Here is a 17013-nt window from a genome sequence, read left to right as displayed (position 1 = left end):
CAAAAAGAGTAATTTTATACCAAATAGGTAAGATGGATTTAAAAACAAAATCGATTGGACTGGTCCTTTCCGGTGGAGGCTCTAAAGGTCTAGCACATGCCGGAGTCATAAAATTTTTAGAAGAACAAAACATTCACCCTTCTCAAATGGCGGGAACAAGTGCTGGCTCAATCGTAGGAGCCTTGTATGCTTGGGGGAAAACACCCGAAGAAATTTTAGAGTTTTTTAAATCAATCTATCTGTTTCACTGGAAACACCTAACGTTTAAAAAAGCAGGTTTAATTGATTCCGAATCCTTCCGGAGTTATTTTCATAGTTTTTTTAATGATGCCGTTTTAGGTGATTTGAAAATTCCCATTCAGATTACGGCAACCGATATGGTTCGCGGAAAACTAAAGATATTTGGTCCAAAAACAAAAATAGTTGATGCGATCTTAGCTTCATCAGCATTTCCAGGAATTTTATCTCCTTATGCGATAGAAGGAAGTGTATACAGTGACGGTGGCATATTAAACCACTTTCCCACGGATATTTTACAAGGCCAATGCGATACTGTAATTGGGGTTTATGTAAGTCCGATACAAAAAATTGAAGCAAAAGATTTGAATTCAATCAAAGCGGTGACTACCCGAGCTTTTGATATTCTTTCAGCAAATTCTAATATACATAAATTCAATATCTGTGATTGGGTGATAGAACCAAAAGATTTATGTCTCTACAGCACCTTTGAAACCAGCAAAGTTAAGATGGATGCCGTTTTCAACATTGGCTATGAAGCCGCAAAAAAATCGTTCGAAAAACTTACTTTATAAACTTTAAGCAAGGTTATTGTAAAAAAAAAGAATATTCTATATTTGCACCAATCAACTCAACACACACATGAAATACAAAAGAATTCTTCTGAAACTAAGTGGCGAAGCTTTAATGGGCGACTTGCAATACGGAATTGACCCAAAAAGACTCGCTGAGTATGCTGACGAAATCAAGCAAATTCATGAAAAAGGAGTAGAAATAGCCATTGTAATTGGTGGTGGAAATATTTTTAGAGGAGTTGCAGGAGCCAGCGCAGGAATGGATAGAGTGCAAGGGGATTACATGGGCATGTTGGCCACTGTGATCAACGGAATGGCGTTACAAGGGGCGCTTGAAGAAAAAGGAATGAAAACCCGTTTACAAACAGCGCTAAAAATGGAATCTATCGCGGAACCATACATCAAAAGAAGAGCGGATCGCCATCTCGAAAAAGGAAGAATCGTAATCTTTGGGGCTGGAACTGGAAATCCTTATTTCACTACAGATACTGCAGCCGTTTTACGAGGTATAGAAATTAATGCTAATGTGATCCTAAAAGGAACTCGTGTGGATGGCATTTATGATTCGGATCCTGAGAAAAATGAATCTGCGGTGAAATTTGACCACATTACCTTTGACGATGTTCTTAAAAAAGGATTGAATGTGATGGATACCACTGCATTTACGCTAAGCCAGGAAAATAAATTACCAATCGTGGTTTTCGATATGAATACAGTAGGCAACCTACTGAAAATATGTGAAGGAGAAAATATAGGAACCGTAGTAAATATATAGTTAATGGTTCTTGGTTTTAGCTGTTGGATTTCTCCAAATTTCTAAAACCCAAAACCCAAAACCTAAAAAAATGACTGAAGAAATAGAATTTATATTAGATAGCACCAAGGAATCCATGACCGGTTCTATTGCGCATTTAGAGAAAGAATTTTTGAATATACGCGCCGGAAAGGCATCTCCAGCTATGCTAGGAAGTGTTTTTGTTGATTATTATGGCTCTGCAACACCGCTGTCACAAGTGTCAAAAATCAGTGTTCCTGATGCCAGAACAATTACCTTACAGCCTTTTGAAAAAAATATGCTACACGTAATTGAAAAAGCAATTATGGTGGCTAACATTGGTTTTAATCCAATGAATAACGGTGATGTAATTATCATCAGTGTTCCCGCACTGACGGAAGAGAGAAGACGCGATCTTGCCAAACAAGCCAAAGTAGAAGCTGAAGATGCTAAAGTGGGTATTAGAAATGCAAGAAAAGATGCTAATACTGATATTAAAAAACTAGAAAAAGAAGGGACCTCCGAAGACATTTGCAAAAGTGCCGAAGAAGAAGTTCAAAACTTAACCAATAGTTACATCCGGAAAATAGATGAACTTTTAGTGGTGAAAGAAGCCGAAATCATGAAGGTGTAATCGACTTTCTCATTTTATTAAATCCGTCTCGTTTATTAAACAAGACGGATTTTTATTATTAAATTGAAAATTTCCTTTTAATGACTTGAAACAAATTTGAGTCCGATAATAGAACTGATCAAAGTGGTGATAAAGAAAATCCTCCAGAAATCAGCCGGTTCTTTAAAAACAAATATTCCAACTAGTACGGTTCCTACTGCTCCAATTCCGGTCCAAACCGCATACGCTGTCCCTATTGGCAAAGTGAGTGTTGCTTTGTAAAGCAATCCCATGCTAATAGCCAAACAAATTAAAAATCCGCCCAGCCAAAATGTGGCAGTTATCCCAGAACTTTCTTTGGCTTTGCCCAAACAAGTAGCAAAACCCACTTCAAAAAGACCACCGATAATCAATAAAATCCAGTTCATATTAATGTTTTAAAATTAATACTGAAGGAACACCACTCAACCAACTGCTTCTGGAATCTACCAGTTGTTTCCAACTTTCCAAGCTTATTAGCATTAAATCCTGATGGTCCAAAAATTCTATTTTAATAGCTTCATCAGTAATTAAACCTATGTTATTAGGGTATTTTTGTTCTAAAGAATCAATAGCACTTTTCATCACAAAATTAGTTTCTACATCACCATTTACGTCCAAAATAATAATTTTAGAATTGTTATTGTAAATCAATTTTTGCACATAATCAATCAAAAAGGAATCTTCAGGACTGAAAATTGGAATAAAAACATGGTTTACATGCTGTAAATCTTTGTCTATCAAAATTCCTATTGGCATCTTGGTTTTAGAAATAATCTGTCTGGTTCTTTCGTCAAAAGGGGAGTTTTCAAACAACCCTTCTTTTCCGGTAAACTTATCAATCAATCGATCCGGATTGATAATTCTAGTTGTAAAACCAATTACTTTTCCAAGAATGGTACCTTCAAATATTGATTTCCCCAGGCCTATAAGCAATAAATCGTAATCCCCTTGGTTGGCAACTTCTGCAATTTCAGTCTCAATATCAAGTGTAGCTTTGAAAATGGTCGTAATGTCCTGATTCAACAGTTGTGATTCTTCTACAATTGGATAAAAACTATTTTTTTCTTTATCTTCCATATTAAAAGTATGCACCTCATCACTTAAAGATAAATGCATCACCGTAATACTGGATTGGCCTTTTTGTTTCTTTATAAAACTGTTCGCTAACCGCAATAAGGATTTCCCCTTTTCATTGTTGCCAAACGAAATTAGAATTCGGTATTTATTGTGGTTTGTTGGCTCTACAATTTCAATACCATCTTTTGTTTTAAAGATATAATTGATTAAATCTAAAGCGGGTCCCGTCATAAAAGTAGTGACCAAAGCCATGATGACCATCATGGTAAACACTTCAGGAGTCAAAACTTTGAGTTCTAAGCCTATATTTAAAACGATCAATTCCATCAGTCCTCGAGTATTCATCAAGGCGCCAATCGTCAAACTGTCACGCCAACTCTGGCCTACAAATTTTGCTGCTAATGCACTTCCTAAAAATTTTCCGACTACCGCCACTAAAATAATAAAACCGGTAACTTTCCACAAATACGGATCATTAAGAAGACCAATTTCAGTTTTTAAACCCGTGAATACAAAAAACAAAGGGAGTAACAGAATCAAGGCAACATCTTCTACTTTTTCAATGAATATTGTTCTTAATTTAGGGACATCCGGCATAATTGCACCTGCCATAAACGCACCAAACAACGCGTGAATACCGATAACCTCCGTTGCATAGGATGACAAAATCAATACCAGAAAAAAGATTGCCACAACCGGTTTTACAATACTGTCTTTAGAACCATATAAATCGCCAATTCGTTTCAAAAATGGTTTCACAATAAAAATCATGGCAACAACATAAAGTACTGCCAGCATAATAATATACAACGAACTCACAAAAGTCCCTGCTTTTACAATTGCAATTACTACCGCCAAAATACACCAAGCAGTAATATCATCGGCAGCAGCACACGTAATCACTATAGAACCTAATTTAGTTTTATGAATTCCTCTTTCCTGAACGATTCTGGCTAATACCGGAAAAGCAGTAATACTTAACGCAATTCCCATAAACAAACTAAAAGCTAAAAACGTAACTCCCTCAGGGGCAAACCGATTGTAAACAAAATAAGCCAGACCAATCCCGAGTGCAAAAGGGATTACTATACTGGCGTGACTAATTACTACCGCTTCATTGGCTTTGTTTTTCAGCACTTTCAAATCGAGTTCCATGCCGATAACAAACATAAAAAGAATCAATCCTATCTGACTTAAAAATTTTAAATTTCCTAACGATTCAACAGGAAATAAAGCGCTGGAGAATTCCGGAAAATACAATCCCAGTAAAGAGGGTCCAAGCACAATACCCGCAATAATTTCGCCTATTACGGATGGCTGTCCAATTTTTTTGAAAACCCATCCAAAAAAACGGGCAACAAGAATTATTGTAATTATTTGTGCTAAAAGTATAGCCAACGGATCCTGAAAATTATGTTGCATAGAAGCTAAAAAATCATTCCAAGAACCATTGCCGCTCTCTGGCGAAACTATTGTTTCTGTTGCTTCTAAGTTTTTCCCTTTGGTTATAATCCAGTACATTAATGCAATAAAACCGCCAGTAACACTCAAATAAAATATTGTGTTTTTATAATTCTTCATATTAGTTTTTATATTGACTTTCCCTTCTTTCAAGAAACAAAGATGAGAAAATCAAATGTATAATTTATATACCACAAAATTATTTTATTGTAAAATATAATATAGTAGAAATTGCCTCATCAACTTAACAAAAAGTTTAACTCAAAACAAATGATTTCTAGCGGTTTTGACTACCTTTGCGGCTGTTAAATATGAAATATGATCAAGTGGTTCAGTTTGGGATTTTGGGAATTAATTGCTCGAATTGTCCTTAGAAATAGAGTTTTAATGTTATCCATAATTATAGCGATAACAGCTATTTTAGCACTGCAGTGGAAAAACATTCACTTCGCGTTTACCGAAGCCAATTTATTACCAGATGACAATATTGTAAATATTGAGTACAACGCCTTTTTAAATAAATTTGGGGAAGAAGGAAATCTAGTCATCATCGGGGTAAAAGATAATGCCATATTTACTCCAAAAGCATATGCTTCGTGGAGTAAACTGATGAACACCCTCAAGGATGACAAGGCGGTAGATTTAGTTATTTCGTTAAATGACTTAAAGAAATTACAAAAAAACGATTCGCTGGAAACCTTCGAATTAGTGCCTTTTGTTGACCAAAGTAAAACCGTTGACCAAGCCTATCTTCAAAAGATTAAAAAGGAACTCTTCAATGATTTGCCTTTTTATGAAGGATTGCTTTTCAATAAAAGATCCGGATGCATTCGCTCTGCTGTTTACATGGATAAAAAAATTGTAAACACGGCAGCCCGAAAAGATTTTATCCTAGATAAATTAGTTCCCGCAGTCGAAACATTCGAAAAAGAAACCGGAATCGACCTACGTGTTTCCGGAATGCCTTATATACGGACGCTAAATGCAAAAACCGTCACTGATGAAATAAGCATCTTCATTGGAGCCTCATTATTAATCACCTCATTGCTTTTCTTTTTCTTTTTTAGAAGTTTCAGGGCGACATTAATATCAATGATTATTGTCATTATTGGGGTAATGTGGTCTTTCGGGTTTTTAGGATTATTGAACTACGAAATCACGGTTTTAACCGCTTTAGTTCCATCTTTAATCATCGTTATTGGAATCCCGAATTGCATTTTCTTGACCAATAAATACCATCAGGAATATAAAATTCACCACAATAAAGCCAAAGCATTACAGCGTGTCACCACCAAAGTAGGAATGGCCACCTTGATGACGAATCTTACCACGGCTATAGGTTTTGCTACGTTTGTGGCTTCTAACAACCAATTATTATTAGAGTTTGGGGTCGTGACTTCCATCAATATTATGGCACTTTTCTTTTTGTGTATCATTGTCATCCCTATTTTTCACAGTTACATTCCGGCTCCAAAAGAGCGCCACATTGAGCACCTCGACCGCAATTACGTTACCGTTTTCATGGATTGGATTCTGAGAAACGTAAAACACAATCGCTTTTCCATTTATGTCGTTTCGGTTATTCTTTTAGTGATTAGTATCGTAGGCATCTATGAAATGCGCATTTCAGGTAGTTTGATAGAAGACATGCCTAAAAAAGAAGCCTTTTTTGAAGACATTGTTTTCTTCGAAAAAGAATTTGACGGGGTGATGCCGCTGGAAATAATGATTGACACCAAACGCAAAAAAGGAGTCATGAAATTGTCTACGCTAAGGCGAATGGATGAACTGGAGGAAACTATTGATGAAATCCCTGAATTATCAAAACCCATTTCGATTGTCAATTTAGTTAAATATTCCAAGCAAGCCTATTATAACGGAAATCCGGACTATTATGAATTGCCTACTTCGCAAGAACAGTCCTTTATTTTGTCGTATGCTAAAAATGCCACAAAAAACTCAAAAGATAATCTGATGAAAAGCTACGTGGATTCGACTGGACAATTTGCTCGAATCACGACTTTTATGCGCGATGAAAACGGGGATAATATTGCCAAAATTGAAGCTGAAATTCGTAAAAAAGCCGATAAAATTTTCCCGCCCGATCAGTACAAAGTGATCATCACCGGAAAAGCACTCGTTTTCCAGAAAGGAACTGGTTACCTACTGGACAATTTGCTTTCGTCCCTGGCTTTCGCCTTTTTTCTGACTGCGCTTTTGATTGGTTTTATGTTCCGTTCGTTCAAAATGGTATTGGTTTCTATCATTCCAAATTTACTACCTTTAATGCTAACTGCAGGAATCATGGGCTTTCTGGACATCCCACTGAAACCCTCGACGATATTGGTTTTTGGGATTGCATTTGGACTTTCGGTAGATGATACCGTACGATTCCTGTCTCAATACCGTGAAGAATTAAAGAAAAATAACTGGAAAATTCGCAAATCGGTTTACGCCACATTTACGGATGCCGGCTTGAGCATGTTTTATACTTCTATCGTGTTGTTCTTTGGATTTTCGGTGTTTATGTTGTCCAGTTTTGGAGGAACGATTGCACTTGGTGGTCTGATTTCACTGACATTATTATTCGGGATGCTGTCTAATTTGATGTTACTGCCGGCTTTGGTATTGACCTTAAACAAAACACTGGCCAACGAACAGGATTTCATCGAACCCAAAATTGACATCATTGAACCTAGTGATGCTGAAATTGATGAGTTAGAGAAAAATAAGTAGCAGTATTTGGAGCTTTTTCGCGCTATTCGTTACAATCTTCCTGTTTTTTAAAGAAAAAAACAGGAAGGATTTCCACTCCTATCGGGGCTAGGGAATTGTGGAAACTAGAAACTTTTTTTTCAAAACTTACCCGACAACTTGTCATTTCGGCAATAGAGAAAACTTACATATAGGAGCTGAACCTAGCGCGATTTTTCCTTCGTAGAAATGACAAAAAAGAAATAGAATAACAAAACGATGCAGGAAATTCACCCTAATATTTCTGAAAAATTCTAAATATTGCCATTCGTTTAGCCCCGATAGTAGCGGCATCCTTTTGCTTTTTCCTTTAAAAAGCAAAAGATATAGCGAATAGCGGGAAATAGCTCCTGAATACCCTATTTCTCACAATGACAATTACAAACAAATCCTTTATATTTGCAGTTCGATAAGAAGACACTATTTAATATCAATTATACACATAAAATGAGACATACAAAAGTTAAAGACTTACTAAACAGCACAACAACGCTTCATGAAGTGAATGCAAAAGGATGGGTGAGAACTTTTAGAAACAATCAATTTATTGCCTTAAACGATGGCTCGACCATTGATAATATACAGTGTGTGGTCGATTTTGAGAACACGCCAGATGAAACCTTGAAGCGAATTACGACTGGAGCAGCCATCTCAGTAACGGGAACTTTGGTGGAAAGTAAAGGTGCTGGACAAAAATTTGAAATTCAGGTAGCTCAACTGGAAATCCTTGGAGATTCAGATGCAGAGAAATTCCCGATACAACCTAAAAATAAACCGAGCTTGGATTTCTTGCGTGAAAATGCGCATTTAAGAGTGCGTACCAATATGTTTGGAGCGATTATGAGAGTACGTTCAGTATTGTCATTTGCCGTTCACAGTTATTTTCAAGAGAAAGGTTTTGTATATGTAAATACGCCTATCATTACTGGATCAGATGCCGAGGGTGCCGGGGAAATGTTTAAAGTGACCGCTTTGCCATTTGACGGAACGCCAAGAACTGAGGACGGAAAAGTAAATTATAAAGAAGATTTCTTCGGAAAGGAAACAAACCTTACGGTTTCGGGACAATTGGAAGGAGAAACTTTTGCCATGGCTTTAGGTCAGATTTATACTTTTGGACCAACCTTCAGAGCCGAAAACTCCAATACTTCACGACACCTTGCGGAATTTTGGATGATTGAGCCAGAAGTGGCGTTCAATGATTTAAATGACAACATGGATCTAGCCGAAGATTTTATTCAATATGTAATCAAATATACATTGGACAAATGTCCAGAAGATTTGAAATTCCTGGAAACACGATTGTTAGATGAAGAGAAATCGAAACCAGTTGCGGAGAGAAGCGAAATGGCTTTACTTGACAAATTAAACTTTGTTTTGGAAAACAATTTCAAACGTGTTTCATACACGGAAGCAATTGATATTTTAAGAGATTGCACACCAAATAAAAAGAAAAAATTCAACTATATCATCAACGAATGGGGTGCTGATTTACAATCAGAGCACGAGCGTTACTTGGTGGAAAAACACTTTAAATGTCCGGTAATCTTGTTTGATTACCCAGCAAATATCAAAGCATTTTACATGCGTTTGAACGAAGACGGAAAAACGGTTCGCGCAATGGATATCCTTTTCCCGGGAATTGGAGAAATCGTTGGCGGTTCACAAAGAGAAGAGCGTTTTGATGTTTTGGTCGAAAAAATGAAAGCCTTAGGAATTGATGAAGAAGAATTGTGGTGGTATCTTGATACCCGAAGATTCGGTTCAGCGGTTCACTCTGGTTTTGGACTTGGATTCGAAAGATTGGTCTTGTTTGTAACCGGAATGACAAACATTCGTGACGTAATTCCTTTTCCAAGAACGCCAATGAATGCCGAGTTTTAAAAACTTGTTTCAGGCTTAACGTTTAATTTTGTAGAAAGTTCTGCAACGGTAAACTTTAAACCTTACACTTTTAAACAATAAAAATGCTAAAGCAATTTCTAAATTTAAAATTATCTCAGAAATTATCTCCTCAACAAATTCAGTTGATGAAGTTAATTCAATTGCCTACGCAAGCTTTCGAACAACGTTTATTAGAAGAAATGAACGAAAATCCAGCGTTGGAAACCGGAAAAGAAGAAGAGGATTATGAAAAAGACGAATTCGAAAACGAAGATTATGACGATTATGATGATTCAGAATCGGATAGAATTGAAGCCGAAGACATCAACATTGACGAATATTTAAGCAACGACGAAACTCCGGATTATAAAACACAGGCCAACAATTATAGTGATGACGATGAAGATCGCGAAACACCTTTTGCCGCACCAGTAAGTTTTCATCAAGATTTAATCAATCAATTGAATACCTTTATCCTCAATGATGAAGAACGCGAAATCGCTGAGTTTTTAGTGGGAAGTATTGATGACATGGGGTACATACGTCGCAGTGTTCCTGATATGGTAGACGACATGGCATTTACCCAAGGAGTCTATACCGATGAAAAAATGGTAGAAAAAATGCTGCAGGTCATCCATGAACTGGAACCATCAGGCGTTGGCGCACGAGATCTACAGGAATGTTTGTTGTTGCAATTAAAACATAAAACACCAACCGAATCTGTGGAATTAGCGACAGATATTATCGAAAACCAGTTTGATGCGTTTACCAAAAAACATTACGATAAGCTGCTACAAAAATACAATGTTTCCAATGAGCAACTAAAAAAAGCCATTCATGAAATAGAAAAACTGAATCCAAAACCAGGTGGTTCTTTTACCGGAAATAACAAAGTGACGGAAAATGTAGTGCCTGATTTTGCCATCCGTATTGTAGATGGCGAGCTGGAACTGACCTTAAACGGACGAAATGCTCCTTCGCTGCACGTTTCCAAAGAGTACCAGGAAATGATGCAAACCTACAAGGATTCCCGTGATAAATCTACACAGCAGAAAGATGCGGTACAGTTTATCAAACAAAAACTGGATTCGGCCAAATGGTTTATCGATGCGATACGCCAACGTCAGGAAACGCTTTTTGTAACCATGAATGCAATTATGCATTATCAGGAAGAATTTTTCCTGGATGGAGATGAAACCAAGTTAAAACCAATGATCTTAAAAGATATTGCCGATATGGTAGGTCTTGATATTTCGACGATTTCACGCGTGGCCAACAGCAAATATGTGGAAACGCCTTATGGCACGAAACTAATTAAAGAATTCTTCTCGGAAGCGATGAAAAATGACCAAGGGGAAGATGTTTCTACACTGGAAATCAAGAAAATCCTTCAGAATACGATTGAGGAAGAAGACAAGAAAAAACCACTTCCAGACGATCAATTAGCCGAAATCCTAAAAGAAAAAGGCTATCCAATAGCGAGAAGAACAATTGCGAAATATAGAGAGCAGCTGGACATTCCGGTGGCGAGAATGAGGAAGAAGATGTAATCTGGAATTTAAAATACTAAAAGGGGAAATTTGTTTTGAAACAAATTTCCCCTTTTTTTATGGAGCAAAATTGCTGATTTACAGGGTGTTAAATATCACTAAATGTGGGTATTGTGTAGGGAATTGAAAATATAGATATTGCAAATTACGGTTTAAGAATAACTACAATACTAATATTCAATAGTGCTCAACTAAAAAATCAAAAAAAGCATGAAAATAATAAAAAAGAGAGTTAGAAATATCGAAAATTACTTATCAACAGTTAGAGATAAAGAAGAATTCCATATTGCGTTTTTAGATTTTGACAATAATATTAATAAATTAAATCAAATCGGATTCACTAACAAGTTAAATATTGGAGAACAAGTTTTACCCATAATTTCAGGTCCAATTTCAAGGTTTAACTCTAATGGAAAACAAAATATTAGGCGAGATTTACCTAAAGAGGAAATTTTTATTGAGAGATATTGGAATAGACGAGATTACCAAGGCAATGAACATCCTGAATATTACTATATTAGAAGAGAAAGATATCCAAGAGAATTAGTTCCACCACCTTGTGAAGAATTATTAATACATTCTTATAATGATACCAAAATAATTGTTTCAAAATCATTTATTAAAAATGAGGCGAATTTGTCAGACATAAAACATACTTTAAATCTTTTTCTTGAAATTTTTGGAGAATGCAACTTGCTAAGAGAAAACTACGCACCTTTTTTATATGAAAATGTAACAAGATTAAACTGGAAAATTTTTCCAAGAGGAGAATATCCTTGGAAAACAGTGAGAGAAATTGTAACCGAAAGAATAGAAAGACAACCAAGAGGAAATAGACCCGTAATAAGTAATAGGTTAGAAAAAATAACATCTCACATTCCAAATTTTGTTGCAGTTGGTCAGGGTGGTTTCTATGATTATGTTGTATTCGGTTTCCCTGTAAAAAATATATTTATTTTAGAAAGCATCAAAAATGGTAATGCAACATATGTTTTCGACAAAAATTGGGAACAATTATCACAAATGACAAAAGCAGATATTTTAAACAATCAATTACAAATCGAAAGAATATTTCATAGACCTGGATGGGAAACAAGAGTAAATGAAATTTTGAATTAAAAATTATCTTTGAATCTATAGCAAACTAGTCAAAGAAAGTCCGGTGAATTCCAAAAATCAGCCGGACTTTTACTTTTATAATAAATTCTACTTCTCCTGATCTTTCCGCATCGCATGATAATAAGCGGCACGACTCAACGGCTCGTACTCTTCGGTTTCGCCTAACATAACCAGTTTATCATTATCGGTTTTACGGAAACTGTAATTTGCCAGATTTCCGGTGCGTGTACATACGGCGTGCACTTTAGTCACATACTCGGCTGTAGCCATTAATGCGGGCATGGGACCAAAAGGATTTCCTTTGAAATCCATATCCAATCCGGCCACAATGACACGAATTCCCTGATTAGCTAAATCGTTACAAATTTTAACAATTTCGTCATCAAAAAATTGTGCCTCATCAATGCCTACCACATCGCAACCTTGCGCCAAAATAGCAATATTTGCGGCAGCAGGAACTGGCGTAGAACGAATTTCATTAGCATCGTGTGACACTACCATATCATCATGATAGCGTGTGTCAATTTCTGGTTTGAAAATCTCTACTTTTTGCTTGGCAAATTGCGCTCTTTTTAGACGACGGATCAATTCCTCGGTTTTACCCGAAAACATAGAGCCACAAATGACTTCGATCCAACCAAATTGCTCTTTATGATTTACTGTATTTTCGAGAAACATTTTGTATTTTTCTGGCTTAAAAAATGAATAGTTTTTATTACTTTGTAATAGACAAACCGACTTAAAAATTGTATACTTTTACGTCGTTCCAAAAGTATAAAATATATATCAAATCGGAGATTTGCGAGCACTTATTTAAAAAAATAAAAAACGCGTTCACAAAGATTCCCATTTCTGGAGGTGATATAAAAAGAAATACAAAAACGCACTAAAAAGACCTGCCTAACCCCCTATAATTTCAACAGTTATGAAAAAAAAATTGGAAGCCGATTTAATCAGCATTGCACACAGAATTTTACAGCTAAAAAATAAATCTGATATCAATCAATTATATCTGGAAACACAGAAATTATACGAAAAACTTTCTGTCTTGCGATTTGTAGAGGACCATTTCAGTGAAGCAAAACCAACAATTGGCATTCAGGAAATTAGCAGCCAAATTGAAACTATTTTTAACAAAACAGAATCGGTTGAACCGGAAGCAGAAAAAGCAATCGAAGCAACTGTTACCAAAGAAATCGTTGGAGCTCCCTTGGAACAAACGAAAGAAACGACTCCTTCAACAGAACAAGAACCAGTTGCTAAGGAAGAAGAAATAGAAACTGAGGAAATTCCTTTAGAAGAAATAATTACCGAGGAAACTATTGAAACGCCTTTGAAGCAAACTGAAGCAATACTTTTGGAGAGCGATAAAGAAGAAGAAACAGCAGTCGAGAAACAAATAGTTCCTACTACGGAAATGAAAGTGGAAGACAAAACATCAGAACCTGAAACTCCTTTTGAACCTGCTTTTGAATTATCCCAAGAAAAGGAAGTACAGACGGAGTTAGAAGTCCCAAAGAAAACGGAAGCTGTTCAAATCTCTTTTGAAGATTTATTAGGAGGGAATTATCATGACACTTTTTTTGTAAAAAAACAACAGGTAGACAATATCCCGACGGCCATTGTAATTGAAACTCCAAAAGAAGTCATACAACCGCAAGAACAAAACCCGGAAACTGCACAAACGGTACCAACCGAAAAAGCAGAACCAAAAATAGTTTCGCTAAATGAAAAATTAGCCAAAGGAATCAACATCGATTTAAACGATCGCCTTGCTTTTATAAAACATCTTTTTGGCAACAGTAGCGAGGATTACAACCGTGTGTTGAATCAGCTCATCACATTTGACACATTTTATGAAACAAGAGATTTCATTCAGGAAATGGTCAAACCAGATTACAACAACTGGGAAGGGAAACAAGAATATGAGGAACGCTTTATGGATATTATAGAGAAAAAATTCTTGTAAATTTCTTTGAACTTTTCTAAATATGCCTTTCAACGAATACAAATTTAACCTGAAATTTGTATTTAATTATTTATCTATGTCAAAATTATACATTGTTCCTACGCCCATCGGCAATCTCGAAGACATGACTTTTCGAGCCATTCGGATTCTTAAAGAAGTCGATTTGATTCTTGCAGAAGACACCCGTACGAGCGGAAAATTGTTGAAGCATTTTGAGATCGGCACGCACATGTACAGCCATCACATGCACAACGAACACAAAACCATTGAGAATTTAATTTCGAGGTTGAAAGCCGGAGAAAATATCGCTTTGATATCAGATGCGGGAACTCCTGCGATTTCTGATCCTGGCTTTTTATTGACTCGCGCTTGTGTTGAAAACGGAATCGATGTGGAATGTTTGCCAGGCGCCACGGCGTTTGTTCCAGCATTAGTCAACAGCGGTTTACCCAATGACAAATTTGTTTTCGAAGGTTTTTTGCCTGACAAAAAAGGACGCCAAACCCGATACTTAGCATTAGCGGAAGAAACAAGAACGATGATTTTATATGTTTCTCCCCATAAATTAGTAAAAACTTTAGCAGAATTCATTACCTATTTTGGCGAAGACCGTCAAATATCCGTTTCTCGAGAATTATCCAAATTGCACGAAGAGAATATTCGCGGGACCGTGAAAGAAGTGGTCGCTCATTTTGATAAAATAGCGCCAAGAGGGGAAATAGTCGTTGTGATCAGTGGAAAAATAATCACTAAAGAACCTAAAAAAAGTAAATTTTCAGAAGAAGAATAACCCATAAAAATACCATGAATTTAGAATCCTTTTTAGAAAAATTAAAGCAGACACCAGAATCTATCACTTTTATAGAAACCATCGCAACAATTGAAGAAAACTACGACTTTACTCCAACGGCGTTTGAAAACGGTTTGCAACACAATGCGGCTGGAGAAAATTCAGGATCTTGCAAGTTGTTTGCTTTCGCTGAAATTCAAAACCTACCAGAAGCAGCGACATTAGCCTGTTTTGGAGCCTATTATCACGAAGATGTTTTAAAAAATCCAAACGGAACAGATCATCAAAACATTCGCAATTTCATGAAAACCGGATGGGATGGAATTGCATTTTACGGAAGTGCTTTAGTATTGAAATAAAATAGCTAAACCGCTCATTCGCCAATGAATTTGACAGACTTAATTAGCCAATGAACGGTTATTGTTTTTTAGAGTTACTAAAATCCTATTTTCAAAATCGAAAATCCTAAATTAATATGCGTTGGACCCTAAAACCAAAACCTTCTGAAGATACCGTTCAACATTTAGCGAAAGCATTAAATGTAGAAGATTTTGTGGCCACTTTATTAGTACAACGCGGCATTGAAACTTTTGAAGATGCCAAACGGTTTTTTCGTCCGAGCTTAGATGATTTACATGATCCATATCTAATGAAAGATATGGAAAAAGCAGTTTCTAGAATCGAAAAAGCAATTGAAAATGAGGAAAATATTCTTGTTTTTGGCGATTATGATGTCGATGGAACCACTGCAGTTTCACTCGTCTCTTCCTATTTAAAAACCTATTACCCAAACGTGGCGACCTACATTCCGGATCGTTATGATGAAGGTTATGGGATTTCATTTAAGGGAATTGACTTTGCTGATGACAATGGATTTTCACTCATCATTGCTTTGGATTGCGGTATAAAATCCATAGATCATGTGGCTTACGCCAAAGCGCGACATATTGATTTTATCATCTGCGACCACCACAGACCGGGAGATTTTTTACCCGAAGCCGTTGCCGTTCTCGACCCGAAACGTGACGATTGTAACTATCCTTATGATGAATTGTGTGGTTGTGGAATAGGTTTCAAATTGATTCAAGCTTTGGCCATCAATCGAAACCAGACCATCGAGGATTTGATTCCGTATCTGGATTTAGTTTCGGCTGCCATTGCTGCTGATATCGTTCCGATGACCGGAGAAAATCGGGTGCTGGCTTATTTTGGATTGCAAGTCATCAACACCGACCCAAGACCGGGAATCAAAGCAATAATTCACCAAATCAAAAAACAAACTTTAGACATTACCGATGTTGTTTTCATCATCGCACCCAGAATAAACGCTGCCGGACGCATCAAACACGGGAATCATGCGGTAGAATTATTAACCGAATTTGATTTTGAGCAAGCCCAACAATTTGCTTCCGAAATTGAAGCGTATAATTCAGAACGAAAGGATTTAGACAAATTAATCACCAAAGAAGCCTTACAACAAATTGAAACCAATCAAGAGAAAGAACGGTTTACTTCGGTAGTTTTTCAGGAAGATTGGCACAAAGGTGTTATTGGAATTGTCGCTTCCCGATTGATTGAAACGTATTATCGACCAACCCTTGTTTTTACAAAAAGTGGCGATAAATACGCGGCTTCGGCACGTTCTGTAAAAGGATTTGATGTGTATAATGCACTCGAAGCCTGTACGGAATATTTGGAGCAATTTGGTGGACACATGTATGCAGCCGGAATGACTTTAGCGGCAGAAAATTATCAGATCTTCAAAAACGCTTTCGAAAAAGAAGTCGAAAGAACCATTCATCCGGATATGTTGACACCAGAAATTGCGGTTGATGCCGAAATTGATTTTGCTGATATTACGCCCAAATTAATTCGAATCTTGAAACAATTTGAACCGTACGGACCACAAAATATGACTCCCATTTTCCTGACCAAAAACATCAAAGACACCGGTTATGGGAAGCCTCTTGGACAAGACGACGAACATTTAAAACTTTTTGTCAAACAAAACAACTCCGAAGGCATCGCAGCAATTGGTTTTAATTTGGGGAGTAAAATCGAATTGACTGCCCATCAAAAACCTTTTGAAGCCGTGTACTGCATCGATGAAAATGAATGGAAAGGGAAATTAAGTGTACAACTGCGATTAAGAGATCTTAAATAATAG

At 36.5% G+C, this 17013-nt stretch carries 14 protein-coding genes; 11 read left to right on the top strand and 3 right to left on the bottom strand.

The window, feature by feature from the left end:
* The first annotated feature begins 32 nt into the window (after positions 1–32).
* From AC0608_RS05300 to frr, 3 genes are all read left to right on the top strand, one after another.
* Entirely contained in the window at positions 33–812 is a 780-nt protein-coding gene (locus tag AC0608_RS05300; protein ID WP_478288356.1) for a patatin-like phospholipase family protein, read from the top strand.
* Positions 813–879: 67 nt separating this feature from the next.
* Entirely contained in the window at positions 880–1587 is a 708-nt protein-coding gene (gene pyrH, locus AC0608_RS05295; RefSeq protein ID WP_417958788.1) for a UMP kinase, read from the top strand.
* Positions 1588–1657: 70 nt separating this feature from the next.
* A complete protein-coding gene (gene frr / locus AC0608_RS05290) occupies positions 1658–2221 on the top strand; it encodes a ribosome recycling factor (protein WP_417958789.1) in 564 nt (187 codons plus the stop codon).
* A 77-nt stretch (positions 2222–2298) separates the two neighbouring features.
* Here frr and AC0608_RS05285 read toward each other — a convergent pair whose 3' ends face one another.
* Positions 2299–2628, bottom strand: coding sequence for a DMT family transporter (locus AC0608_RS05285; RefSeq protein ID WP_478288355.1), 330 nt, complete (start codon positions 2626–2628; stop codon positions 2299–2301).
* Between the two features lies 1 nt (position 2629).
* A complete protein-coding gene (locus AC0608_RS05280) occupies positions 2630–4900 on the bottom strand; it encodes a cation:proton antiporter (RefSeq protein ID WP_478288354.1) in 2271 nt (756 codons plus the stop codon).
* Positions 4901–5098: 198 nt separating this feature from the next.
* Here AC0608_RS05280 and AC0608_RS05275 point away from each other — a divergent pair, with 198 nt between their 5' ends.
* From AC0608_RS05275 to AC0608_RS05260, 4 genes are all read left to right on the top strand, one after another.
* Positions 5099–7516 carry an efflux RND transporter permease subunit gene (locus AC0608_RS05275; RefSeq protein WP_478288353.1) on the top strand — a complete coding sequence of 806 codons (2418 nt, stop codon included), beginning with the start codon at positions 5099–5101 and terminating at the stop codon, positions 7514–7516.
* A 465-nt stretch (positions 7517–7981) separates the two neighbouring features.
* Entirely contained in the window at positions 7982–9418 is a 1437-nt protein-coding gene (asnS, locus tag AC0608_RS05270) for an asparagine--tRNA ligase (RefSeq protein WP_417989805.1), read from the top strand.
* An 83-nt stretch (positions 9419–9501) separates the two neighbouring features.
* The gene (gene rpoN / locus AC0608_RS05265; RefSeq protein ID WP_417959249.1) at positions 9502–10968 is read left to right on the top strand and encodes an RNA polymerase factor sigma-54; all 1467 of its coding nucleotides are present in this window, start codon (positions 9502–9504) and stop codon (positions 10966–10968) included.
* A 210-nt stretch (positions 10969–11178) separates the two neighbouring features.
* Complete coding sequence (locus tag AC0608_RS05260; RefSeq protein WP_478288352.1) at positions 11179–12087, top strand: hypothetical protein; 909 nt, start codon at positions 11179–11181, stop codon at positions 12085–12087.
* A gap of 87 nt (positions 12088–12174) precedes the next feature.
* Here the strand turns inward: AC0608_RS05260 and AC0608_RS05255 are convergent, their stop codons facing one another.
* Positions 12175–12765 (bottom strand): thymidine kinase, encoded by a 591-nt coding sequence (locus AC0608_RS05255; RefSeq protein WP_039108599.1) that lies wholly within the window; start codon positions 12763–12765, stop codon positions 12175–12177.
* 247 nt (positions 12766–13012) lie between these two features.
* Between AC0608_RS05255 and AC0608_RS05250 the strand changes: the two genes are divergently transcribed.
* The 4 genes from AC0608_RS05250 (at position 13013) to recJ (ending at position 17010) form a co-directional block, all read left to right on the top strand.
* Entirely contained in the window at positions 13013–14056 is a 1044-nt protein-coding gene (locus AC0608_RS05250; protein ID WP_478288351.1) for a DUF8457 domain-containing protein, read from the top strand.
* A 76-nt stretch (positions 14057–14132) separates the two neighbouring features.
* The gene (gene rsmI / locus AC0608_RS05245; protein ID WP_417959246.1) at positions 14133–14846 is read left to right on the top strand and encodes a 16S rRNA (cytidine(1402)-2'-O)-methyltransferase; all 714 of its coding nucleotides are present in this window, start codon (positions 14133–14135) and stop codon (positions 14844–14846) included.
* A 14-nt stretch (positions 14847–14860) separates the two neighbouring features.
* On the top strand, positions 14861–15205 hold the full coding sequence (locus AC0608_RS05240) for a HopJ type III effector protein (protein ID WP_417959245.1): 345 nt from the start codon (positions 14861–14863) through the stop codon (positions 15203–15205).
* Between the two features lie 116 nt (positions 15206–15321).
* Positions 15322–17010 carry a single-stranded-DNA-specific exonuclease RecJ gene (gene recJ / locus AC0608_RS05235; RefSeq protein ID WP_478288350.1) on the top strand — a complete coding sequence of 563 codons (1689 nt, stop codon included), beginning with the start codon at positions 15322–15324 and terminating at the stop codon, positions 17008–17010.
* The last annotated feature ends 3 nt before the right edge of the window (positions 17011–17013 follow it).

This window comes from Flavobacterium sp. GNP008 (assembly GCF_056428965.1).
Note: the sequence above shows the minus strand (reverse complement) of the source record. Positions and strands in the feature narration are given on the sequence as shown.